Origin of the sequence: Alicyclobacillus herbarius DSM 13609 (assembly GCF_000430585.1) — a bacterium.
In the GTDB taxonomy this organism is placed as follows: domain Bacteria; phylum Bacillota; class Bacilli; order Alicyclobacillales; family Alicyclobacillaceae; genus Alicyclobacillus_G; species Alicyclobacillus_G herbarius.
This window is the reverse complement of the sequence record NZ_AUMH01000004.1, coordinates 139,370-161,304: the sequence shown is the minus strand read 5'-3', so window position 1 is coordinate 161,304 and position 21,935 is coordinate 139,370. Positions and strand designations below refer to the sequence as shown.

The window sequence follows — 21,935 nt, the reverse complement described above, 5'->3', positions numbered from 1 at the left end:
AAGTGTGCGGTGCCTTTGGTCGCCTACCCGTGGCCGGCATTCCTTCGGCCGGCCCGTCTGCCTTGACCATCGCTTGGCGTTACCCGGCAATTTCCGACGGCTGCTGACAAAGGAGGTTCTCCATGCGCAACGCGAATAACGTGTTTCACCTGGCGATTCCTTGCCGTGACTTGGATGAGGCGTACGAGTTTTATGTCAAGGGTCTAGGCTGCAAATTGGCCCGGCGTTATGACGACCGCATCACCCTCGACTTTTTCGGTGATCAGGTAGTGTGTCACCTTTCCGACGCCTGGGACCGCAATCCCAAGATGTATCCCCGCCATTTTGGTATCACGTTTTCGGACAAGCGTGAGTTTGATAACTTGCTCCGCCTGGCGAAAATGCGGGAACTACCGTTTTTCCAGCCCCCTTCCAGACGTTTCGAAGGCTTGGTGGAGGAACATGAGACGTTCTTTCTGATTGATCCGTCCAACAACCTGCTGGAGTTCAAGTACTACCTGGATGAGCGGATGATGTACTGAGACCAGGCGGATTGTATGCACACCCCCAGTTGCACCCCATCCAGTATAATGGGGGCAGAATGGATTGCCGTCTTCGACATGGCAGATAGGGGACTGTGGATGCACGCCGCGGACCGGATGAGGGATATACATGGCTCGCACGCCGATGTGGACGATGCGCCCAGCGGCTGGCGAATATTTATCGTGAGGACAATCGGTCCCTGTCCTGGCCAGGCAGTGGCCTGCGGAGGTGATTCACATGGAACGAGCAAAGCTTTTCCAGAGTAGTCAGAGCCAAGCGGTCCGCTTACCTAAAGAATTCCGACGATGCTTGGGATTCGTTAGCGCAATCGTTGGACCTGTTCTCGGAGGATTTTTTGACAAAGCGACATCAACCATCAGAACAAAAACGTGAATGCGTTTGTTTTCCTCTAAAATGCCGCGCATACGGGAATTTCACCTTGACACCCCCACATACTCACGATACGATATTCACGAACATCGATATCGATGGAGGTGAATATGAATACGGAAACTGTGCTCGCTCGGCTAAATGCGCTCGCCAACAAGAGCCGCTTCACCATCCTGCGAATTATGGCGAAGGGAGCCATTGGTACTTGCTGTGACCGGATTGAAGCCTATGAGAATGGCTGTTGTGTCGCGGACGTGGTCGCGGTTACAGGCCTCTCACAGCCCACGGTTTCACACCACCTGAAAGCACTGGAGAAGGTGGGCCTCATTCGCAAGGAAGTGCGAGGCCCGTGGACTTGCTACTTTCCGAATCCGGACGCCATCGAAGAATTGATCCATGCCCTGAGAGTGGAGTTGTACCCTTCTGGGAACGGCGAGGCTGAGAATTACGGTGTCAATGCACAAGGAGGATGTTGCCCATGACCGCCTTGAAACCCCACGTGGCTATCAATGTGCGCGACTTTGAACGGTCGCTTACCTTCTACCGCACCTTTTTCGGACTCGATCCGGTGGGAAGTCTTCGTCGTCCTCCAACAGGAGGTTGACCGTAAAGAATCTGGCGCACAAGTCGCGTGTGGCGGACTGTCTGGAGCGTGCCGTACGCCAGCCGAATCCACTGCGTGTTGTGTAAGTTAACATCGACGAAATGGAAAAGGGCGTCGATCTCGTTGCCGACGCCCGCGAAGGTCCGCCCACTAAGGAGAGACAGCGATTTATTTAGCGGTCGCGTTGTTTGTCGTCACATTGGTCTTTGTGATTTGGCAGCCGAAAGGCTTATCCATTGGCTGGAGCGCGCTCGGTGGCGCCGTGCTTGCACTCATTTTTCATGTGGTCTCGTTTCAGGATGTGCTGGCGGTTACCAAAATCGTTTGGGACGCGACGTTTGCATTCGTTGCCATCATTATCATTTCCACCATCCTTGATAAGATCGGTTTTTTTGAATGGGCGGCCTTGAGGATGGCACGTGCTGCAGACGGCGATGGACGAAAGGTGTTCCTCTACGTGACTTTGCTCGGGTCCATCGTCTCTGCCTTCTTCGCCAACGACGGCGCGGCGCTCATTTTGACGCCCATCGTTCTTGAAAAAATCAAGCTCCTGAAATTCGATACCAAGAAGATGCTCCCGTTTATTATGGCGAGCGGATTTATCGCGGACACCACGTCCCTGCCGCTTGTCGTCAGCAACCTGGTGAACATCGTGTCGGCTGACTATTTTCATATCGGATTTCTGAGTTACCTTGTCCACATGATTGTGCCGGACCTGTTCTCTCTGGGTGCCAGCATGCTTGTCCTGTACCTCTTTTTCCGGCGTGACATCCCAGAAAGGTATAACCCAAGTGATTTGCCGGAGCCAGGCAGTGCCATTGTACATCACGGGATGTTCAAGGCATCGTGGATCATCCTTGCGGTACTCTTAGTCGGTTACATTCTCACAGAGCTGCTGCACATCTCTGTATCTTCGGTCGCAGGCCTCATCGCCATCGTGTTCCTGGGGGCTGGCGCACGCACGCGGGTGATTCAGCCCGGGCGAGTGATTCGAGAGGCTCCGTGGGCCATCGTCGTGTTCTCGATTGGGATGTATGTCGTGGTATACGGGCTGCGCAACGCCGGATTGACCAATCTCCTCGGACATGCGGTCCTCACGACGACACACGCTGGTCCGTTTGTCGCCACGGTGGCCACTGGGTTCATCGCTGCGATTCTATCCAGTGTCATGAATAACATGCCGACCGTGATGATTGACGCGCTGGCCATTCACGCTACGGGCGTAACCGGAGTGATGTACCACTCCCTAGTCTACGCAAACGTCATAGGATGCGATCTCGGTCCCAAAATCACCCCCATCGGCTCCCTAGCGACCCTGCTGTGGTTGCACGTACTCGGCAAGAAGGGGATTTCCATCAGCTGGGGCCGATACTTCACGACCGGGATCGTCCTAACCGTTCCGACGCTGTTCATCACGCTGTCCGGGTTATACTTGTGGACTTTGCTTGTGTACTAACAAGGAGGGCTCACAATGACGAAACAACGGGTGTACTTCCTTTGTACCGGAAATTCCTGCCGTAGCCAGATGGCAGAAGGATGGGCGCGTTATCTTGGTGGCGACAAGATTAAGGTACACAGTGCAGGCGTGGAGGCCCATGGGCTCAATCCCAGGGCCGTAGCTGCCATGCAAGAGGTTGGAATCGACATTTCGCATCACCAATCAAAATTGATTGATCCGGACCTGCTGAATCAGGCTGACTACGTGATTACGTTGTGCGGAGATGCAAACGATAGGTGTCCCAGGACGCCCGCGCATGTGAAGCGCCTGCATTGGGGGTTTGAGGACCCGGCAAAGGCAACCGGGACAGAGGCGGAGATTCAGGCCAAATTCCGCGAGGTGCGGGATGCGATACGCGACAAAATTGAAGCCTTCCTACAGGAAATCGAGTGACTTGGACCAATGCGGAAATCCCCGCCCACTTTTGGAGCAGGACGGGGCTTACAGCCTCAAATTTCTTGGGATACTACTCGTCCTCGATGACCTGCTCGTAGGCGTCGGCTGACAATAGGTCGTCCAACTCGCCGGGGTTGTCGATCCGGACCACAACCATCCAGCCGTTTTCGTACGGAGATTCGTTCACGGTTTCCGGGTCGTCGTCCAGGGCGCTGTTGACCTCGACCACCTCGCCGCTGACCGGCGCAATCAGGTCGGAGACGGTTTTTGCGGACTCGACGGTGCCGAAGCTCTCGCCCTGGGTGAGCCGGCCGCCCTTCGACGGCAAGTCGACAAACACGATGTCGCCCAGCTGTTCCTGGGCAAAATCGGTGATACCGATACGGGCCAGTTCGCCTTCGACCTTGGCCCACGTGTGTTCTGGATGGTACTTCCTATCGGATGGATTGGACATGGTTCTCCCTCCTCGTTTGGCTGCCTGCGGACACCGGGCAGGGCTTTGGCCCCCACTCGGGGGCACCGCCGGTCCTAGGGGCCCAATCAACCTTCCGCCGGCAGCCCCAAGGCCTCGCGGATTTTCGGTTCGACCTTCTGGAATCCTTTATCCCCTGCGGCGCGGAACTTGAGCGTACCGTCCTCGCCAAAGACAAAGAACGCTGGTACGTACTGGTTTTCAAAACGCTCGGCGATTTCCATGCGATGGTCCAGCCCCACCGGCTGCTCGATGTGATATTCGTCGATGTCCCGCAGGACCTTGTCTTTGTCCACATCCTCCTGCTGGCGCGGCATGTGAATGGCGATGGTCTGCAGTCCCTGGTCTTTGTAGCGGTTGCGTATCGCCACCACGTCATTCATCGTTTCGTGGCAGATGTGGCAGGAGACGGCGAAAAAGTGGATGAGCGTGACTTTCCCCGGCTCGACGCGTGGCTGTCCGTCGCTGTTCAACCACTCTGTGGCACCGTCTAAACTCGGCATCGGGGTACCCAAACGCATTGGCATGTGGATTAACCTCCCTGAGATTCAAGTTGCACCGTCACGTTGCCCATACGCGCACGCGCGTATGTATTCGACTTCTCTGGTCCTGAATCTATGGTGAACGACGCCCGGACAGAACCCGGACGTCGGGGGTCGTGAGCTATTCGGCCGGGCGGCTATCAGCCAGCCGGCGAGCGAGTGCATGCCCGCCGGCGGTCCATATGCATGTTCAAGCGCAAACCGCGCGGCCGGTGCAGACCGAACTTCTCGTCAAACTTCGAGTAGTTTGTCGCCCGGTTTCCAGTTGGCCGGGCACATGCCGCCCGCCTGCAGGGCCTCCAGTACCCGCAGGGTCTCATCCACGCTGCGGCCGATGTTCATATCGTGGACGACCTGGTAGCGCAGGATACCCTCCGGATCGATAATAAACAGTCCGCGCAGCGCCTGGCCTTCCGACTCCACCAGGACGTCGTACTTGCGCGCCACTTCCTTCGTGAAATCGGCAGCCAGCGGATAGTCAATACCGCCCAGCCCGTTCTTGTCCCGCGGCGTCTCAATCCAGGCTTTATGGCTGTGCACGCTGTCGCAGCTGACACCCAGCACTTCGGCGTCCAGGTCCTTGAACTCCTGCAGCCGTTCGTTCATCGCGATGATTTCGGTTGGGCAGACGAACGTGAAGTCGGCCGGGTAGAAGAAGAGAACCAGCCATTTTCCACGGTAATCGGACAACTTGACCCGTTCATCGAGGGTCTTGAGGTTTTTCGTCGAGAGCATATCGAAGTCGGGCGCTGGATTTCCTACAAGTGGCATATCGCGTCAACCTCCAAATCGATTTTGATTTGCGATTTAGACTTAGTCTAAATTCACAAGGCGAGTATATCATACCGACAAGAGGAATGTCTAGTCTCGACCTTGTCCGCTTTGCTCCTTCTCGCGGCAGGCCGGGCACAAGCCGGTCAAGTGGACGTTCAGGGAGTGGACTTTGTACCCTGTTTCCGCCTCAATCTGCTGCACCAACTCGGCCGGAATGTCGACGTCGGCCTCTGCAATCGCGCCGCACCGAGAACACACCACGTGCTGATGCTCCTCCATTCGTCCGTCGTAGCGGGTGATGCCGTTGCCAATGTTCAATTCCTTAATCAAACCGTGATCCGCCAGGTAGCGCAGGGAATTGTATATGGTTGCGTAGGCGTACCGCTCGCCGCGTCGGGCCAAGATATCCATAATATCGTTTGCGGTCGGGTGTTCCCTGGACTGCCGGATCACCTCCAAAACAGCTCGGCGTGGAGCAGTCATGTTGAGTGATTGCACAGATGATTCCTCCAATATCCATAATCATAGTTTTATCGTACACGACCTATCCTATCCGCTCAAGGGCGGACGCGGCACGGGGGGGCGACCAGCGGCGCTTATGCCCAGGCCTCAGACGGGGTGCAGGCCAGGGCCAAGGTGAGGTCGGCTACGGCGTCCGTCACGGCAACGTACCCGCTCCAGTTCGGGTCTTCGACCATCGCACAAAAGTCGAGCCAGCGCGCCTGGACCATGGCTTCATACCACCCTTGGCGATTTGCTAGTCGGACGCATCGGACATACGGGATGGTTTCCGCGTCAGCCTGCGTGGGCGTGGGCGATAGGTTCAGCTTGGCCAATTTCGTTAGGAATTGATTCGTCGGTTGTATCGGCACGGCGTCCAGTAGAACATCACAGAGCTCAGCTTCGGCTTTGCGAAGCCGGGCGCGAATCCGGAGTTCCATGGGAATCCAGCCTTCCACGGTGATGACGCCTTTTTCCATGTGCAACTGCCAAGCGGTCGATTCGGGAATGTCTTCATTCAGGGTAAACCCGTGATAATACTGCACGACTGTCTGCTGACCTTTGGGATTTTCATGCACGGCATGCGCGAACACGCGGGAAGCGCGTCCGGCCTCGTCGAGAAGATATTGCCCCTCCGCCTGTACCGCTGCGCCAAACCACCGGCGCGCTACCTCAAAGAAATGGACGCCGTGCTCGACGAAGATGCCGCCGCTTTGTTCGGATGACCAGAACCAGTGGCTGTCGTCGGGCACGCGATGCACGGAGTTGTGCAACTCTGCGTGCCACGGGCGTCCGAGGACGCCCAGCCGCAGGAGCTGGCCGACGGCCCAAACTAACGGGTTGAACGGCTGCACCAAGTTGACGGCCAGAGCGAGGCCGTTTTTCTTCGCCAGGCGTCCGTTTTGGTCCAGAGCCTTTGCAGAGAGAGCACCCGGCTTTTCCACCAACACGTGTTTCCCGCGCTCGAGGGCTAGAGCGGTCAGCGGAGCATGAAGGTGGGGTGGGGTGGTCACGATGACAACATCCACCTCCGCGTCCGCCACCAACTGCGTCGCGTCCTCGTATTCACGCGGGGCTTCCGTGGCGGCAACGCGCGTAGAGGGCGCGGACACGCGGTGGGCGTGGTAGGTCTCGATGACCGCACGCCGCTTCTTTTCAGTCCGACCGGCGACCGCCGTCAGCTTGAAGTTTGTCAGCGGCGCGAGTGATTGGGCCAGAAAGGCAGCGAACGCTCCCGCGCCGGCGATGCCCACGCGGTACGAAGTTTGAACCGACATCGGCAGCCACTCCTTTCCCAGCAACTCCGCAAGGACTATCTCCTCCATTCATTGTAATACAAGGAGCGGGCTCTGGATGCTTTGCACATCGAAAGAGGCGAGTGGTAACCTGAAGGTGGCGGCGGAGGACGCTTCGCAGCCATACATACTCAAGGAGATGAGCGCGCAGTGGATAGACAACAGTTGCGCAAATATGCCGATCTTGCCGTACGTGTGGGGGTTAACCTACAGCCGGGTCAACACTTGGTGATTGGCTACGGGATTCGTCAAGTTCTCCCTGAGCACATCGAGTTTGCTCGGCTTTTGACGGAGGCGGGTTACGACGCCGGGGCCAAGTTCGTTCATGTGGAGTGGGGCGATGAATGGTGGCAGCGGGAAACCATTCGCCGCGGTTCTCTGGAAACCTTGGAGGCGCGCGCCCGCTGGCAGCTGCAGTGGATTGAGCAGTTGGCTAAAGAAGGGGCTGCTTACATCGCCATTCCTGCGTCCAATCCGAACCTTTTTGAGGGCCTCGATGCGAGCCGTGTCACCACCGCCAACCGCGCCGTGGCGTCGGTGTTTCGGCCGTTCAACGACAAGCGGACCAACGATGAGTACAGCTGGACGCTGGTATCCGCACCCACGCAGGATTGGGCGGATGTGGTCTATCCAGAGCTGCCGCGCGAAGAGCGCTTGGAGGCCCTGTGGCGGGACATTTTGTTCTGTGCTCGCGCCAGCGGGGATAACCCGATTGCCGATTGGCAGCAGCATATCGAAAACCTGAAGCGGCGCAGCCAGCACCTGAACAACCTCGGCATTCGCAAGCTTCATTACAAAGCCCCGGGCACCGATTTGACCATCCGCCTGCACGAAAAGGCGTACTTCACCGCGGCCCTGCAACATACACCTGAGGGCGTGGCGTTTGTTGCCAACATGCCGACCGAGGAAGTGTACACCGCGCCGCAAAAAGACGGGGTGGATGGCGTGGTCTCCAGCACCATGCCGCTCAACCATAACGGACACCTGATTGACGGCATTCAGCTGCGCTTTGAAAACGGGCGGATTGTCGAGTACAAGGCGAAGAAGGGGCAGGAAGCCTTGCGCGACATCATCGAGGCGGATGAGGGCAGCCACTACCTAGGCGAGGTCGCCTTAGTTCCTGTGGACTCCCCGATATCCAAGCTCGGGCGGCTGTTCTACAACACCCTCTTTGATGAAAACGCCTCTTGTCACCTGGCCATTGGGAAAGCGTACCCGTTGGTGGAAGGCGGGCATTCGCTTACACGGGAGCAGTGGGCGGAGTACGGCTTGAACGAGAGCTTGATGCACGTCGACTTTATGATTGGCTCCGACCAGCTTGACATCGACGCCGAGACTGCGGACGGCCGCACGGTTCCATTGTTCCGTGGCGGACGCTGGACCGAGTCGGTGTAACGCTTCGGTGTAACGCTTTACGATTCCTCTCGCATGGCAAGATACGGCGCGGCTTGGTGCACAGTGACACTGGGCCGCGCCCTTTGTTTACTCATCCGCCGGCATCCGGGGACGGCGGGGCTTATTGGGGGATGCTGAGAAAGTCGAGCTTGCACCTTTGTGACCAGGTTATGTATACTTGTTAGCAGACGTCCGTCATGAGTGCTAAAGTCTAAGCCATCGTGGTCTCATCGAGGTGATGAGAATGCGAATCGGGCCATAGAATCTTTTGGCGCTCTGGCTATCCCGAATCTAACCACTGTGAAGGAATCCGACGAGAAAACACGCCGTGGGCCTGTATTTTCCCTCGAGCCGCGAAGGCGGCAGTGCTTTCTCTCCGACTCATCGCTTTTCATTTTTTCATTCATCTATTTCGGCATTCGTATCTGTGGAAACACTGATCTCGAAACCAAATGGAGGGATGGTAAAAATGAAGGCGTTGCTGCTTGCTGGCGGATTGGGCACCCGCCTGCGTCCGTTGACTGAAAACCTCCCAAAGCCGATGGCGCCCATCGCCAACCGGCCCTGGTTGGAACACCTGATTCTGCACCTGAAAGAACAGGGAATCGAAGAATTGGTTGTGGCCGCTCGTCACTGCGCGGACGTTATCCGTCAGCACTTTGGTGACGGTCGACGCTTTGGCGTACATATGGCCTACGCCATCGAACCCTTTCCGTTGGGGACGGCCGGGGCGATAAAGAACGCCGAAAGGTGGCTTGGGGATCGTTTCCTCGTGATCAATGCGGACATCCTTCACCTGCCCCAGGTCTTGCCCTTGCTTGAATTCCACCGCCGTCACGACGGGGTGGCAACTATCGCGTTAACGGAAGTCGATGATGTATCTCAGTACGGTGTGGTCGAGCAGACTCATACCGGTGAGATTGTTCGTTTCGTCGAGAAGCCGACACCCGCAGAGGCTCCGTCCAATCGAATCAACGCCGGCTGGTATGTGTTCGACGCGGAGGTGTTCGATTTCATTCCTGCAGGTCGTGAGGTGTCGGTGGAACGCGAGACGTTCCCAACCCTGATTGCGAAAGGCGCGGGGGTCTACGGATACGTCACGGGTGGGTACTGGCAGGACATGGGCACTCCGCAGCGATACCGACAGGCACATTGGGATATGCTAGACGGTCGACTGCCGGTGGCTCGGCGCGGGAAGCAGGTGCAGGAGGGAGTGTGGATTGGTGAAGGTGTCACCTTTGCCCCCGGGGCCTTGTTGGTGCCTCCCGTATTGATTGGGGACGGAGTGGCGGTCGGCGAACATGCCCTGATTGGACCGTACGCCGTCATCGGGGACAACTGTTACATCGGTGCCCGCGCTCACGTCTCGCGCAGCATCTTGTGGAACGGATCGAGCATACGGGAGAAAACCCGCGTGTCCAACACCATCTTCGGCACGCATACGGTGGCTCCAGCAGGCGAACGCATTGCGGACGCTGTGGTCGGCACGACCGGAAAGGCGGTGCGGGCATGATGAAGATTGCATACGTCAGCACATATCCGCCGCGCCGCTGCGGCATCGCGACGTTTACGGAACACCTGCGGGAGAGTATCCACCAGGCTGGGAAGCGACGGGATAACGACGTGGTGGTGGTCATGGCGGGCGACGATGCCGAGGCGTATCGGGATGATGCGCGTTTCTGGCCGCTGCCGGTTCAAGACCAATCGGCCTACACGCGGATGGCCGAGCGCATCAACCGGAGCGATGTCTCGGTCGTCGTGCTGCAACACGAGTTTGGCATCTTCGGCGGCGAGGCCGGGGCGTATGTACTCGATTTTGTCCGCGCCTTGCGCAAGCCGCTTGTGACCACGTTTCACACCATCTTCCCGGACCCGCAGCCACCATTCCGTCCGATTCAGCAGGAATTGGCCCAACGTTCCGATGCCATTGTCGTGATGAATCGCCGGGCCATTCCGTATTTGACCAACGCCTATCACATCCCAAAGGAGAAAATTATCTATATTCCGCACGGATCGCCCAAGCCCAGGCGCGAGGAGCGCGCCAAACTGCGGCGGCGGCTGGGGTTTGCAGGGCGTAAGGTCATGTTCACATTCGGCCTGTTGAGCCGGGGGAAAGGCATTGAATCGGTCCTGCAGGCATTGCCTGGGGTCATCACGGCGGTGCCGGACGCCCTGTACGTGATAGCCGGCCAGACCCATCCTGAGGTGCGCAAACAGGAGGGAGAGGCGTATCGCGAGGAACTCCGGGCGAAGGTGCATGAGCTTGGTTTAGATGGGTATGTACGCATGGTCAATCGCTACATCAGCGAGGAGGAGTTGACTGCGTACCTGACCGCTTGTGACCTGTACATCACGCCGTATCCAGGAATGCAGCAGATTACCAGTGGAACGCTGGCGTATGCGGTGGGCCTGGGTCGACCGGTGCTCTCTACGCCTTACGAGCACGCCCGCGACCTGTTGGCCGGGTGTGAAGAGTTGCTCTTGCCGTACGGAGACACGGCGGCCTGGGAGTCGGCGCTAAAACGGCTCTTGGGTGACGACACGGCCAGGCGTCGCTGGGAGGACCGCATTCGACAGATTGGGCAAGCCACCCATTGGCCCCGTATCGGAGCGCAATACTTGAACCTGTTTGCCCGGCTCTGCGGCGAAGACTTGCGCACGGCAACCGGGAAAACACCCGCAAGAGGGCAGGTGAAACCCATTGTCCCCGTCCACGATTCGATTTGACCACCTGGAACGGTTAACGGACGATACGGGCTTGCTGGAGCACTGTTTGGGCCGGATCCCGCGCCGGCGCGAGGGCTATGCGACGGATGACAACGCCCGGGCCATCTGGTTGTGTGTCGAGTGGTTGGCGCAGCTGCCCGCGGACGCAGCCCGGGAGCGGCGTCTCCTGTATCGTTTATTGGATAAATACTTAGCGTTTCTTTTATGGGCTCAGCAAGAAAATGGTTGGTTTCAGAACAACATTCGGTTTGACCGCACGCCAGAGCCGGAGGGTCCGTCCGACGACTGTCTTGGTCGTTCTCTCTGGGCGGCGGCGGTGGCGTGTGTCCACCTTTCCGACGAGGCTCGGCGACAGGTCGCGGCGGAAATCCTGCGCCGGGCGCTGCCCGCGGCCTCGGGACTGCGCCACCCGCGCGGGCTGGCCTGGGCGCTGGCCACCTGTTGCCTGCTCGGGGCTCACAATCGGCGGGGACGGACCAACTCGGCGGCAAAGCCTGCCGCAAAGGATGCGGTCAACCCCGGTCACACGGCCGAGGATGGGGCAAGTCTGGCCGCCTTTGACCTGTTGAAGTACACAGGTCCGTTCCGCCGGCAGGACGGCCTCGACCTGAACGAAGGAACCCTGTCTGAACAGGCCGCCGACCTGGAGCAAAGGTTGCTCACGCTTTACGAGGTTCACTCGGATGCGGCCTGGCACTGGTTTGAACCCCATCTGACCTACGCGAACGGACTCATTCCATGGGCACTTTGGTTATCCTGGCGCGTCTATGGCCGGGCGGAGGCACGGCGGGTGGCGGAGGAGAGCCTGTCGTTTTTGGTGGCGAAGATGACGGGCAAAGACGGCTGCCTCCGGCCCATTGGCAATCGTGGTTGGTGCACACGTGAGTGGCAGGCTGAGTGGGACCAACAGCCTATCGACGTGATGAAACTGGCACTGGCCGCCCGCGAGGCGTACCTGGCCACGGGAGATGCACGCTGGCGCGAGGTGGTGCAGCGGGCGCTCAACTGGTTTCACGGGGCCAACGACCTCCAATTGCCTTTGGCCGATCCGTCCGACGGCAGTTGCTGTGACGGGCTTTCGCCTACAGGAGCAAATCCCAACCGAGGTGCCGAATCGACGCTATCCTATCTGTTCACGCAGGCGTTCGCCGTGTCCCTGCGGTTGGTCCGAATCGATAGTGAAGCAGTGGTTTACCCGCGCGGCGCGGCAGCCGGGGTGTAACGCCCATCGCGGTCTTATCGGTTTTCCAGGATATGCATAAGCGGTTATGCTTGGGCTTACGTCAGCAGGGGGCCTCCAGGACCAGGACGGATGAAGGAGCCCCCCTTTGTTTTCGCTCGAGCACTTTTCTTTTTCAGCGATGGATTTTTCGACCGACATGGACGAGAAATCCGTATTCTCAACCAGGCCATCCGTGATAAGATGGGAGCGATTTGACGACGGGGTGTCGATTACGGGGTGGGGTATGGGTGAACATAGTTCAGCTTTGGCTGCAGATTCTCAGACTGGCGCTGCCGTCCATTGCCACGTTTTCGTCGATGACGCTGACGGGCATGATTACCTTGGTCATGGTCGGCCGGTTAGGACCGGGCGCCATTGCCATCGTGGGTGTCAGCAACATTCTGATGTACAACACCTGGGCCTTGTTCGCCGGGCTGAACGAATCGGTGAACTACCTGGTTTCGCAAAACTACGGCGAACAGACCATGAAAGAGGGCAACCAGCGGACGCAGATTGCTCTGGTTCTGTCGGCCTGCCTGTCGGTTTGCTTAGTTGTCGTCAGTTTCTTTGCACCGCATCCGATTCTCCTCGCCATGGGGGTGAACCATTCCCTGGCCGGACTCGGGACACCTTATTTACAAACGCGCTTTTTGGCCTTTTCCTTTACGCTTTTAACCAACGTATTCTACGCGTACATGCGGGGTGTGGGCGACACGAAGACGCCCATGTACATCTCCGTGGCGACCAGCGTTCTTTTGATTAGTTTGACCTACAGTCTTACGTACGGGCACTTCGGTTTCCCTGCCCTTGGTCTCGCGGGTGCCGGTTGGAGCATGGTGATAACCGAGTTTCTCGGTTTTGCGGCCAGCGCCGTGGTCTACTACGGCTTCTATCATGACCGTTTTCAAACCCGCGTGTGGCAGCGCATTACGCGTGCCCAAACGAAGCTGGTGATGGGAGAAAGCGTAAAGCTGAGCGTCATGGAGCTATCCATGAGTCTCGGAATGCTTGTGTTTACCTCCTGCATCACACGGCTGGGGACGGACGCGATTGCTGCGAACGAGATTGCCCTCAATATCCTGTCGCTGGGCTTCATGCCGGCTAACGGCTTCGGCATGGCGGCGACCATCGCCGTCGGTCAGGAGATTGGCCGCGGCCAACCGCACGCAGCAAAGAGGGTCGGTCTGCACACCGTGCTTCTCGGCCTGATGTTCATGGCGGCATTTTCGGTTTGCTTGTGGCTGTTTGCGCTGCCGGCGGCGCACATCTACACGGCCAACGTGCGCGTGGCGCTCTTAGCGGTTTCGTTGATTCACATCGCTTCTTTCATTCAATTGTTTGATGGCGCGGGCATCATCCTTTCGGGCGGATTACGCGGCGTCGGCGATACCACCTTTTTGTTCCGGATGTCACTCATTCTCAACTGGCTGCTGTTTATTCCGATGACCATTGTCGTGACAAGTGTATTGCACTGGGGTCAAGCAGGCGCCTGGTTGGCGCTTTGCACCTTAATTGTCGGCATCGCGGTGGCCAACTTTTGGCGATATCTGTCCATTCGCTGGGAACTTATCCTCACCAAGTCGCAGGGGATGGCGACCCCGTCCATCGAACAGACTCCCACACCCAACGCCTCGGTGTAGTTTTGCGGGTTTCGGGGGTCCGCTGGCTGGAGATGCCGGTCAGGGTGGCAGAGCATCCAGATACTGGCGGATCGTCAGCACATAGGGGTACGTAAGCCAGCCCATTCTATGAACGGGTCGTCCCTATTTGTCGACGTCGTTGGAGCGGGCTCCATTCATCTGTGGTTTGTGGCTTTGACTTACGTATAGTGAGTAATGTACAATTGGTTTGTCCCTAGCCACAGAGATAGAGGGAGTGGAGAAAATGACAACAGCAACTGTGACAAAGGACCTGTTCACTGCTTTGCGCGAGCGGCGATCCATCTACGGGATCAGCAAGGAATCGCCGATTTCGGACCAGGAGATTCAGGAGATTGTCGAGGAGGCGGTGAAACATACGCCGTCTGCGTTTAACTCGCAAAGTACACGCGTAGTGCTCTTGCTGGGCCAGCAGCATGATCGCCTGTGGGACATCACCAAGGAGGTCCTGCGAGCGGTCGTCCCGGCCGACCAGTTTTCATCCACCGAACAGAAGATGAACAGCTTTCGCCAGGGCTATGGCACGGTTCTGTTCTTTGAGGACCAAATCGTGGTCGAGTCACTGCAGAAGCAGTTTCCGTTGTATCAGGATAACTTCCCCGTCTGGTCGGAGCATACCAACGCGATGCACCAACTCGTCATCTGGATGGGGCTGGAGGCTGCGGGTCTCGGGGCCAGCCTGCAGCACTACAATCCGCTGATTGACGAACAGGTCAAGGCGGAGTGGAACTTACCGGAGACATGGAAGCTGATTGCCCAGATGCCGTTTGGCAAGCCGACCGCCCCGGCCGGTGAAAAGGACTTCCAGCCGTTGTCGGAGCGGGTGAAAGTCTTCCGTTAACGGCCTCCGAATACATCGTACCCGAAGTGCCCACGAGAGGGGACGGCCCGCCGTCCGTCCGTTGACTTAAAATCGGGGGAACTCGCAGCCACCGGGAGGGATGCTTAAAACGCCCCCGGTGGCTTTTGTATGTTGGCCCGTCGCTCGACCGATTCTGATGGATAGTTGTCAAAGGACGCCCAGCAAATCCTCTGGCATTTGATAAAGTTCTTCGATTGTGTGCGTCTTGGCCCTTTGCAATTTTTCAAGTCGAAGCTGATATTGCTGCTTAGCGTAATCCATAATAAGGCTGTCGTTTGAGCTGTCGACTGTGTCGTGAACTGCCATGGATTCCTGGTTGATGGACATGGCCAGCGGGAGAAGTTCATTCATTCGCTGCTCAATGAAGTCGTACAAAGAGGGTTGCACAACGATCAGCCGCTGCAACAGAAATGTTCCGTATGCGATGTGCCGTGATTCATCGCGCTTCAGGTAAGCAATTCCCCTTCGTAATCCAGGCATTTTGTCACTGTTCTCAAATATTTTGGAGAACGCAAAGTACCCGGTTTCCGCGAGCATCCCTTCCACAAACATGTTGTACACAACCGAGGCGTCTGCCAGCGCTTGCGGAGACGGATCGTGAATCAACTTCTGCATGGTTTCAGGAAGGATTTCATAAAAAACCTTGCGGTGCGTGGGTGTGTGAAATGCAGACAGGTCATCGTGGATGTCGAGCACATCCAGCACCAATCTAAAGAACTCCGTATGCTTGGCTTCTTCGAAAAGAAAGGTCGTCAGGAACATCTCTTCCTCAAGTCGTCCTTCTCGCGCTATCGCCATCATCAAGGGAAGCAAATCGAGCGTCACAGCCTCTTCACCGGCTTGGAACTTGGAGATGAGGCCTAGGATGCTACCACGTTGTTCATTGGTCAGGTCTTCCCAGTCCTTCTTGTCTTGCGTGAAATCGAGGTCTCTTGGGTTCCAAACCCCCAGGCGTTTCGCCTTTTCGTATAACCGATACGGAAGGATATCCTTCTTTAAACCAGACGGACTCGTCGTAATCATACGATTACGCATTTCCCATCAACTCCTTTCTAGTCGCCTCATATCGCGGGCCAACGAGACGAGACCCGCGTAGGTCTCCCGCTCCTGCCGCCTCAGCTCATGTTCCGGGAAGCGTCCATCTGCCCAGTCTTGCTGAATGAGTCTCGCAATCCAGAGCAAATGCAGGGCAGCGAACTGCAGGTAGCTACGCACCCAGGCTGCGGCGCGGGGGGGCAAATCGGGTCTGGCCTTCACGTATGCCTGCAGTACCCGCCAGCGACTTACAGGCCGCCTAAGTGGCGTCGTCGGGCTGGTTGCGTCCAACAGTTGAAACAAGTCAAAGTAGTCGCAGTCGAGGTGAGTGTATTCCCAGTCAATCAAGATTGGTTGACGGGTTTGCCGCGACCACATCAGGTTACCCAGGTGCAGGTCGCCGTGGCAGAGGACGCGTGGATGCGCCGCCCAGGATTCCCCCCACACTGCCAGCTCTCGGTGCATACACCGCACCGCTCGCCGGGCGGTTCCCGACCACCCAGAACGGGCCATCGCTGCCGTGAATACGTCCGGATCGATACGGCATGTTTCTTGCAGCACTTCATCCCACCTGGGCGTATGTGAGACCAGTTCCACCCCTTCCGCTTGTGCGGGAAGGGGTGTCTGATGAAGGCGGGCTGCCGCCTGAACCGCTCGCAGGATCCCGTGCCGGCGCCGGGTGATGGGCAGAAGACCATCGTCGTGATAGGCAATCCACGCGTAGGCGCTTACGTTGCCGGCGGAGAGGACCTTTGGCGCAGAGACGGGGAGGTGCTGAACCAGACGCTCATACAGCATCGCCTCGCGTGCTACAGCGGCGTGATTGCGTGAGGCTTTCACAATCACGGCTTGACGCGGGTCTCGCGACAGGCCCGATTCAGGGACGAGCCGAACCACGGTGGCCTGAGCGGTTTCTGCCACCGGACGGACGCGCGCTCGCCCTAAACCCAGCGCGGTCGCAATGGATTGCCAGTCCAGTTTTCCTGTGAGTTGGTTCATTTCTTGCACCTCCCCGGGATGCGTCGACATCCTCAGCCGACGATTCGTCCGGCAGGAATAGCGCGCAATACCTGCAAAACTAGGCGGCAGTCACGACCGGTTTATAGAGACGTCCCAACAGGCCGCGTTCACCCGCGCTCCAGAGCCCGGACGTTACGTAGTAGAGGGCCACCGCAGCCGTCAGGAGAACAATCGCCAATCCCCAATCATGTGTAAAACCTGCTATGGCGGCCAACACCGCCTGTAGGAAGTGTTCAATGAGGTTATACATAGAATCTTCAGTCCTCCTTCATCTGTGCATGGCCAAGGGTGTGGACAAGCGAGACAAGACACCGACACACGCCTTGTACTCATTGCAGCGCGTCTGGTTCAAACGCGCGCGGTGTGGCCAGCCATAGTGAGAGGAGGTTCATCGTCACCAGAACCTGTCAGCTTGCGCCGGACTGCGCGCAGCATACGCAGGATGGGGCGGATTTCCATGGAATAATCGCTAGGGTAGGGGCGCCAGTCATACTTGGTCTGCAGCGCCGTAACACGTGCAGGGACCCGTCGATGCGAGTGCCAAAGGTGCAAACCCAGCCCGAAAAACACGGGGAATAGGGTCAGTAGTGACAACCAGGACGCATCCACTGATCCCGCCCCCTTCTTGGCGCTCTTGCGCTAAGCGTACTACTCCGTCCTTGCCACGTCCAGAGGAAAACAAATCGCGGCATCAAACACGGGTTCAAACCGTGCCACGACACGTCGCGACACTTGTCGCATTTATTTAGTGTCGCTATATAATATAATGCAAGCAAACGGTGACAAGTTGCGGGTCATATGAAAGGAGGAGCCCGATGACGAGAGAAGACGATGCTCGCCTGGAACGGTTGTTTGAGTCGTTTCAGGCGGTGAATCGGGCCTTGCGCAAAGGATCCCTGGCGCAAGGGGGGGTCAACATTACGCGTGTGCAGTGGATGATTCTGCGCCACGTTCACAAACACCCCGGGTGCATGGTGGGGGAGCTGGCAGAACGGCTAAACGTGCGACCCAGCACGATGTCCCAGATGTTGGATAGGCTCGAGAAGGTCGGCTACGTACAACGAGAAGCGGCGGAGGCGGATTCGCGGATTAAGCAGGTCCGTCTGACCGAACTCGGTCTACAGGTCATCCGTCAGGTGGAGTCCATTTGGCTCACCCGCCTGCGCCAGCCGTTTGCTCAGTTGACCGCCGAAGAGCAGGATCAGCTGACCCATCTGATGAGCAAACTGGCCCGATTTGTGCGCGAAGGTGGAACAGAAGGTGGAAGCGGAGGCGAAACGAGCGGATTGACCCGAGATGAAGGAGGAGATGCGACGTGACTACGCCAAGTGGGGACGCCATTGTGGTGGAACACCTGTCGAAACAGTTTGGCGAGGTGCGTGCGGTCAACGACGTCAGTTTCACGGTCTCCGCGGGGGAGTGTTTTGGTCTGTTGGGGCCCAATGGGGCTGGGAAATCGACCACCATCAAGATGCTGACCACGCTGCTCAAGCCGGATAATGGCCGTGTCCGCATCGCGGGCTGGGACCTGGCGACGTCGCCGACGCGGGTGCGGGCATCGATTGGTTACGTGCCGCAGGCGCTGTCGGTGGACGGTGCACTGACCGGGTACGAGAATCTTCTCATCTTTTCGAAACTGTACGGCTTGACCCGCGCGGAGCGGCGGCAGCGCATCCCGCAGACCCTAGCTCTCATTGGCCTCGAGGACGCCGCTCATCGCCGCGTGCGGACGTACTCCGGCGGGATGATTCGCCGGCTGGAAATCGGCCAGGCGATTCTACACCGCCCCCAGGTCCTGTTTTTGGATGAACCCACGGTTGGGCTCGATCCGGTTGCGCGCAAGGGGGTCTGGGAGCACATTGAGCAGCTGCGTCGGGAGCACGGGATGACCATTCTCCTGACCACTCACTACATGGACGAGGCGGAACAGCTTTGCGGACGCATTGCCATTATGAGCCGCGGACAGGTGGCAGCGCTCGGTTCCGTGGAGGAACTACGGGCGCAGATGGGCAAGTCGGACGCTACGTTGGATGACATTTTCGTACACTTTGCCGGCGCCTTTGAACCGCAGGGAGGAGGGATGCGCGATGTCTCAAGAAGCCGTCGCACCGCGCGCCGCCTGGGCTGATTCGCCTTGGCGGACAGCTTGGTTGTATATGGTGCACGCCCTGACCATCGTGGAGTTGGAGGTGCGCAAGCTCCGTCAGGACCCGTCGGAACTCTTGATGCGTGCGGTCCAGCCGGCGCTTTGGCTGCTGGTGTTTGGCCAGGCGTTTGGTCGCCTACGGGCCATCCCGACCGGGGGCGTCAGTTATATGGCATTTTTGACGCCAGGCATCTTGTCGCAGTCCATCACCTTTATCTCGATTTTCTATGGGATCGCGATTATATGGGAACGGGATATGGGTCTCTTGCAGAAGTTTCTCTCGTCCCCCATGCGCCGCTCGGCCCTGGTGCTGGGGAAGATGCTCGGCGCCTCAGTCCGCGCCATTGGACAGGGCATCATTGTTGTTCTGCTGGCAATCGTGGTCGGCGTACACCTGCGCTTGGGCTGGGACCTGATTGGCGTGCTGGTCACGCTCATCCTGGGATCCGCCTTTTTCGCCGGGATGTCGATGGTCCTGGCGGCGCTCCTGCGGACCCGCGAGCGCATGATGGGCATCGGCCAGGTCATCACCATGCCGCTGTTCTTCTCGTCAAATGCACTATATCCGATTCACATCATGCCCGTCTGGCTGCGCGTGGTGGCCACCATCAATCCGATGAGCTACCTGGTGGACGGACTGCGCGGTCTGTTGCTCGGCACCAGCGCTCACCTTTGGTTGGATTGGGCAGTGCTCGTCGGTGCGGGTGCGCTCATGCTGCTTTTGGCCTCAATTCTGTTCCCGCGCCGGTTGGCGGCTTGAAGGACGTATCCCCTTGCATGCCGTGTGACCTCAAGGTTCTGACCTCGGCTGCAGGTCATAGGTTGAAGGTCGTAGGACCATTGGTCGAGCCGTTGTATGACCGGTGGCCGATGTAGCAGTCATCTCCTCGCCGTACGCTTTGGTCAGAAGGAACATTCTGGCCAAAGTGGCCGCGAGGAGGCGTTTGGTCATGCGTGAAGAGATTCGTCATCCGGTAGAGCACTGCCCAGTCGTCGCCATCGCAGGCGGTAGCGCCGGGCTGGGCCGGGCGTTGGCAGAGGTCCTGCTGCGCCGCGGCCTGTCCGTGGTGTTGTGCGCCCGCCGGGAGCGCCGGCTCCAGGAAGTGGTTGAGTCGTTGTTGGCACTCGGCCCCGTCGACGGCGTGGCGGGGGATATAGCAGACCCGCAGTTTCGTCACACTTGGCTATCGCACGTGGTGCGCCGCTTCGGGCGTCTCGATGCCCTTGTGATTTGCGCGTCCACCCTCGGCGATATCCCGATGCCCTTTTTGCGCGACACGCACATCGTCAACCTGCGCACCGTGTTCGAAGTGAACGCGTTTGCCCCTGTTCTACTGCTCCAACAGGCGCTACCGCTACTGGCCGAGCGCCCGCACTCCTTGTGTCTAGCCATCTCGAGCGATGCCGCCGTAGCCGGGTACCCTGGCTGGGGGGTGTACGGCGCATCGAAGGCCGCGCTCGATCTCTTCACCAAGACGTTCGCCCGTGAAACCGACCTGGACCACATGGCGCTCTACAGCGTCGACCCCGGTGACATGGATACCGAACTGCACCGGTTGGCGGATCCCGACGCCACTGCGGACGGGCTGGCCGACCCCGCAGAGGTGGCGGCGGTGTTGGCCCACTTGTTCGATCCGGTGCTCACTGGTGCCCCCTTCCCGCACCCGAGCGGAACCCGCCTCGCGGTGCGCGGCACAGCCCTCGTCCCGTGCGAAGGGGGGTGCTGACATGACCCAGTCTGCGTTGGATCTCGACTTGCATCTGAGCCGTCCTCCGGCATCCGCACCGCTTCCTCCGGAAGCGAGGGGACTTGAGCGTGATGAGGTGCGACTGCTCGTCATGGACCGGGTCACGGGCGCCTGCCGGCACGCACGTTTCTTCGACTTGCCCGAATTTCTGTCCGCGGGGGACCTGCTGGTGGTCAACACCTCGGCCACCATCCCGGGTCGGCTGCGAGCCCGGTACCAGGGAGAACCGCTATACCTGCACCTGGCAACCCGGTTGGCGGAAGATACATTCATCGTAGAGCGACGGCGACCGGACGGGGGTCCGGACCCGCGTCCGTTTACCCCGGGAGACACGCTGGTGGTCATTCCTCCCGGGGACGGCTGGGAGTTGGCCCGAATCCGGGTGGAAGCCCACTTTCACCCTGCCAGCCGTCTGTGGCGGGTCCGGGCGGATCACGACCTGTTTCGGGTAGCCCAATCCGTCGGCCTTCCTATCCAGTACGGCTATGTCACGCGCCCGCTGGAGCCGGGCGCATTCCAGACTATCTTCGCGCGCATACCCGGATCGGCCGAGATGCCGTCGGCCGGTCGCCCGTTCACGCCGCGTGTACTGCGCGCCCTTGCAGCCCGGGGAGTGCGTGTCCGATCACTCACCCTGCACACCGGCGTGTCTTCGCACGAGGTCGCGACGGACTTGGCCCACCACCCTGTGCTGCCGGAGTGGTATCACATTCCGCCCGCGACGGCCGCCGCGGTGAACCGTGCTATGATGGAAGGACGGCGCGTCATCGCAGTGGGCACCACCGTGGTGCGGGCTCTGGAGAGCGCTGTGGAGCCCGTTGTGGGCTCCCCGGGCAAAGGGGTGCGGGTGTGCAGCGGAGCGACCTGGACGACCCACTTGGTCACACCCACCACCCCGCCCCAGGTGGTCGACGGCCTCATCACCGGTATGCACGACAACCACTCCAGCCACCTGGCGCTAATGTACGCATTCACTCGCCCCGAGTTCTTGCGTCGCGCCTACGAGAAGGCGGTCCACATGGGATACCTGTGGCACGAATTCGGCGACGTCAGCCTGGTGGTGTGAGTCACCGGAGACGGGCTATCGGGCTGGTTTGGGGGCGGTGGCTTGCTCGGGTGCGAGGGCTC

General features: G+C 58.8%; 25 protein-coding genes. 16 read left to right on the top strand and 9 right to left on the bottom strand.

Going from position 1 to position 21,935, the window contains the following annotated elements:
• Positions 1-122 precede the first annotated feature (122 nt).
• From H522_RS0104335 to arsC, 5 genes are all read left to right on the top strand, one after another.
• Entirely contained in the window at positions 123-521 is a 399-nt protein-coding gene (locus H522_RS0104335) for a VOC family protein (protein WP_026961364.1), read from the top strand.
• 501 nt (positions 522-1,022) lie between these two features.
• Positions 1,023-1,394 carry an ArsR/SmtB family transcription factor gene (locus H522_RS17545; RefSeq protein WP_051343861.1) on the top strand — a complete coding sequence of 124 codons (372 nt, stop codon included), beginning with the start codon at positions 1,023-1,025 and terminating at the stop codon, positions 1,392-1,394.
• Positions 1,391-1,516: a VOC family protein gene (locus tag H522_RS21405; RefSeq protein ID WP_155836171.1), complete on the top strand. Its 126-nt coding sequence runs from the start codon at positions 1,391-1,393 to the stop codon at positions 1,514-1,516. Before H522_RS17545 ends, H522_RS21405 begins: the two co-directional genes overlap by 4 nt.
• Before the next feature lie 166 nt (positions 1,517-1,682).
• On the top strand, positions 1,683-2,972 hold the full coding sequence (locus H522_RS0104320; protein ID WP_026961363.1) for an arsenic transporter: 1,290 nt from the start codon (positions 1,683-1,685) through the stop codon (positions 2,970-2,972).
• Positions 2,973-2,987: 15 nt separating this feature from the next.
• A complete protein-coding gene (gene arsC, locus H522_RS0104315) occupies positions 2,988-3,407 on the top strand; it encodes an arsenate reductase (thioredoxin) (RefSeq protein WP_026961362.1) in 420 nt (139 codons plus the stop codon).
• A gap of 73 nt (positions 3,408-3,480) precedes the next feature.
• Here arsC and gcvH read toward each other — a convergent pair whose 3' ends face one another.
• The 5 genes from gcvH to H522_RS0104290 form a co-directional block, all read right to left on the bottom strand.
• On the bottom strand, positions 3,481-3,864 hold the full coding sequence (gene gcvH / locus H522_RS0104310; protein ID WP_026961361.1) for a glycine cleavage system protein GcvH: 384 nt from the start codon (positions 3,862-3,864) through the stop codon (positions 3,481-3,483).
• An 86-nt stretch (positions 3,865-3,950) separates the two neighbouring features.
• The gene (locus H522_RS0104305; RefSeq protein WP_051343859.1) at positions 3,951-4,409 is read right to left on the bottom strand and encodes a TlpA disulfide reductase family protein; all 459 of its coding nucleotides are present in this window, start codon (positions 4,407-4,409) and stop codon (positions 3,951-3,953) included.
• A gap of 246 nt (positions 4,410-4,655) precedes the next feature.
• On the bottom strand, positions 4,656-5,195 hold the full coding sequence (locus H522_RS0104300; protein ID WP_026961359.1) for a peroxiredoxin: 540 nt from the start codon (positions 5,193-5,195) through the stop codon (positions 4,656-4,658).
• Between the two features lie 90 nt (positions 5,196-5,285).
• Entirely contained in the window at positions 5,286-5,696 is a 411-nt protein-coding gene (locus H522_RS0104295) for a Fur family transcriptional regulator (RefSeq protein ID WP_026961358.1), read from the bottom strand.
• A 98-nt stretch (positions 5,697-5,794) separates the two neighbouring features.
• Positions 5,795-6,976, bottom strand: a complete 1,182-nt coding sequence (locus H522_RS0104290; protein ID WP_026961357.1) for a Gfo/Idh/MocA family protein — start codon at positions 6,974-6,976, stop codon at positions 5,795-5,797.
• A gap of 168 nt (positions 6,977-7,144) precedes the next feature.
• Here H522_RS0104290 and H522_RS0104285 point away from each other — a divergent pair, with 168 nt between their 5' ends.
• The 6 genes from H522_RS0104285 to H522_RS0104255 all read left to right on the top strand — a co-directional run bounded on the left by H522_RS0104285 (position 7,145) and on the right by H522_RS0104255 (position 14,837).
• Positions 7,145-8,389 (top strand): aminopeptidase, encoded by a 1,245-nt coding sequence (locus H522_RS0104285; protein WP_026961356.1) that lies wholly within the window; start codon positions 7,145-7,147, stop codon positions 8,387-8,389.
• A 469-nt stretch (positions 8,390-8,858) separates the two neighbouring features.
• The gene (locus H522_RS0104280; protein WP_026961355.1) at positions 8,859-9,902 is read left to right on the top strand and encodes a nucleotidyltransferase family protein; all 1,044 of its coding nucleotides are present in this window, start codon (positions 8,859-8,861) and stop codon (positions 9,900-9,902) included.
• Positions 9,899-11,116, top strand: a complete 1,218-nt coding sequence (locus H522_RS0104275) for a glycosyltransferase family 4 protein (RefSeq protein ID WP_026961354.1) — start codon at positions 9,899-9,901, stop codon at positions 11,114-11,116. Before H522_RS0104280 ends, H522_RS0104275 begins: the two co-directional genes overlap by 4 nt.
• Positions 11,091-12,338, top strand: a complete 1,248-nt coding sequence (locus H522_RS22040; RefSeq protein WP_026961353.1) for a hypothetical protein — start codon at positions 11,091-11,093, stop codon at positions 12,336-12,338. Before H522_RS0104275 ends, H522_RS22040 begins: the two co-directional genes overlap by 26 nt.
• Before the next feature lie 248 nt (positions 12,339-12,586).
• The gene (locus H522_RS17540; RefSeq protein ID WP_245578011.1) at positions 12,587-13,978 is read left to right on the top strand and encodes an MATE family efflux transporter; all 1,392 of its coding nucleotides are present in this window, start codon (positions 12,587-12,589) and stop codon (positions 13,976-13,978) included.
• 244 nt (positions 13,979-14,222) lie between these two features.
• Positions 14,223-14,837: a nitroreductase family protein gene (locus tag H522_RS0104255; protein ID WP_211230645.1), complete on the top strand. Its 615-nt coding sequence runs from the start codon at positions 14,223-14,225 to the stop codon at positions 14,835-14,837.
• A 168-nt stretch (positions 14,838-15,005) separates the two neighbouring features.
• On the opposite strand, the gene H522_RS0104250 is transcribed toward H522_RS0104255, so the two are convergent.
• The 4 genes from H522_RS0104250 to H522_RS0104235 form a co-directional block, all read right to left on the bottom strand.
• Entirely contained in the window at positions 15,006-15,893 is an 888-nt protein-coding gene (locus H522_RS0104250; RefSeq protein WP_026961351.1) for a R2-like ligand-binding oxidase, read from the bottom strand.
• 6 nt (positions 15,894-15,899) lie between these two features.
• Positions 15,900-16,892 carry an aminoglycoside phosphotransferase family protein gene (locus H522_RS0104245; protein WP_026961350.1) on the bottom strand — a complete coding sequence of 331 codons (993 nt, stop codon included), beginning with the start codon at positions 16,890-16,892 and terminating at the stop codon, positions 15,900-15,902.
• Between the two features lie 79 nt (positions 16,893-16,971).
• A complete protein-coding gene (locus tag H522_RS0104240) occupies positions 16,972-17,163 on the bottom strand; it encodes a hypothetical protein (RefSeq protein WP_026961349.1) in 192 nt (63 codons plus the stop codon).
• 98 nt (positions 17,164-17,261) lie between these two features.
• Entirely contained in the window at positions 17,262-17,522 is a 261-nt protein-coding gene (locus tag H522_RS0104235; RefSeq protein ID WP_026961348.1) for a hypothetical protein, read from the bottom strand.
• 206 nt (positions 17,523-17,728) lie between these two features.
• On the opposite strand from H522_RS0104235, the gene H522_RS17535 reads away from it, so the two are divergent.
• The 5 genes from H522_RS17535 to H522_RS0104210 all read left to right on the top strand — a co-directional run bounded on the left by H522_RS17535 (position 17,729) and on the right by H522_RS0104210 (position 21,873).
• On the top strand, positions 17,729-18,232 hold the full coding sequence (locus H522_RS17535) for a MarR family winged helix-turn-helix transcriptional regulator (protein ID WP_051343857.1): 504 nt from the start codon (positions 17,729-17,731) through the stop codon (positions 18,230-18,232).
• Positions 18,229-19,041 (top strand): ATP-binding cassette domain-containing protein, encoded by an 813-nt coding sequence (locus H522_RS0104225; RefSeq protein WP_026961347.1) that lies wholly within the window; start codon positions 18,229-18,231, stop codon positions 19,039-19,041. Before H522_RS17535 ends, H522_RS0104225 begins: the two co-directional genes overlap by 4 nt.
• The gene (locus H522_RS0104220) at positions 19,001-19,819 is read left to right on the top strand and encodes an ABC transporter permease (protein ID WP_026961346.1); all 819 of its coding nucleotides are present in this window, start codon (positions 19,001-19,003) and stop codon (positions 19,817-19,819) included. The genes H522_RS0104225 and H522_RS0104220 overlap by 41 nt, the downstream gene beginning before the upstream one ends.
• 103 nt (positions 19,820-19,922) lie before the next feature.
• Positions 19,923-20,786 (top strand): SDR family NAD(P)-dependent oxidoreductase, encoded by an 864-nt coding sequence (locus tag H522_RS17530; protein WP_155836169.1) that lies wholly within the window; start codon positions 19,923-19,925, stop codon positions 20,784-20,786.
• Position 20,787: 1 nt separating this feature from the next.
• Positions 20,788-21,873 carry an S-adenosylmethionine:tRNA ribosyltransferase-isomerase gene (locus tag H522_RS0104210; protein ID WP_081411860.1) on the top strand — a complete coding sequence of 362 codons (1,086 nt, stop codon included), beginning with the start codon at positions 20,788-20,790 and terminating at the stop codon, positions 21,871-21,873.
• The last annotated feature ends 62 nt before the right edge of the window (positions 21,874-21,935 follow it).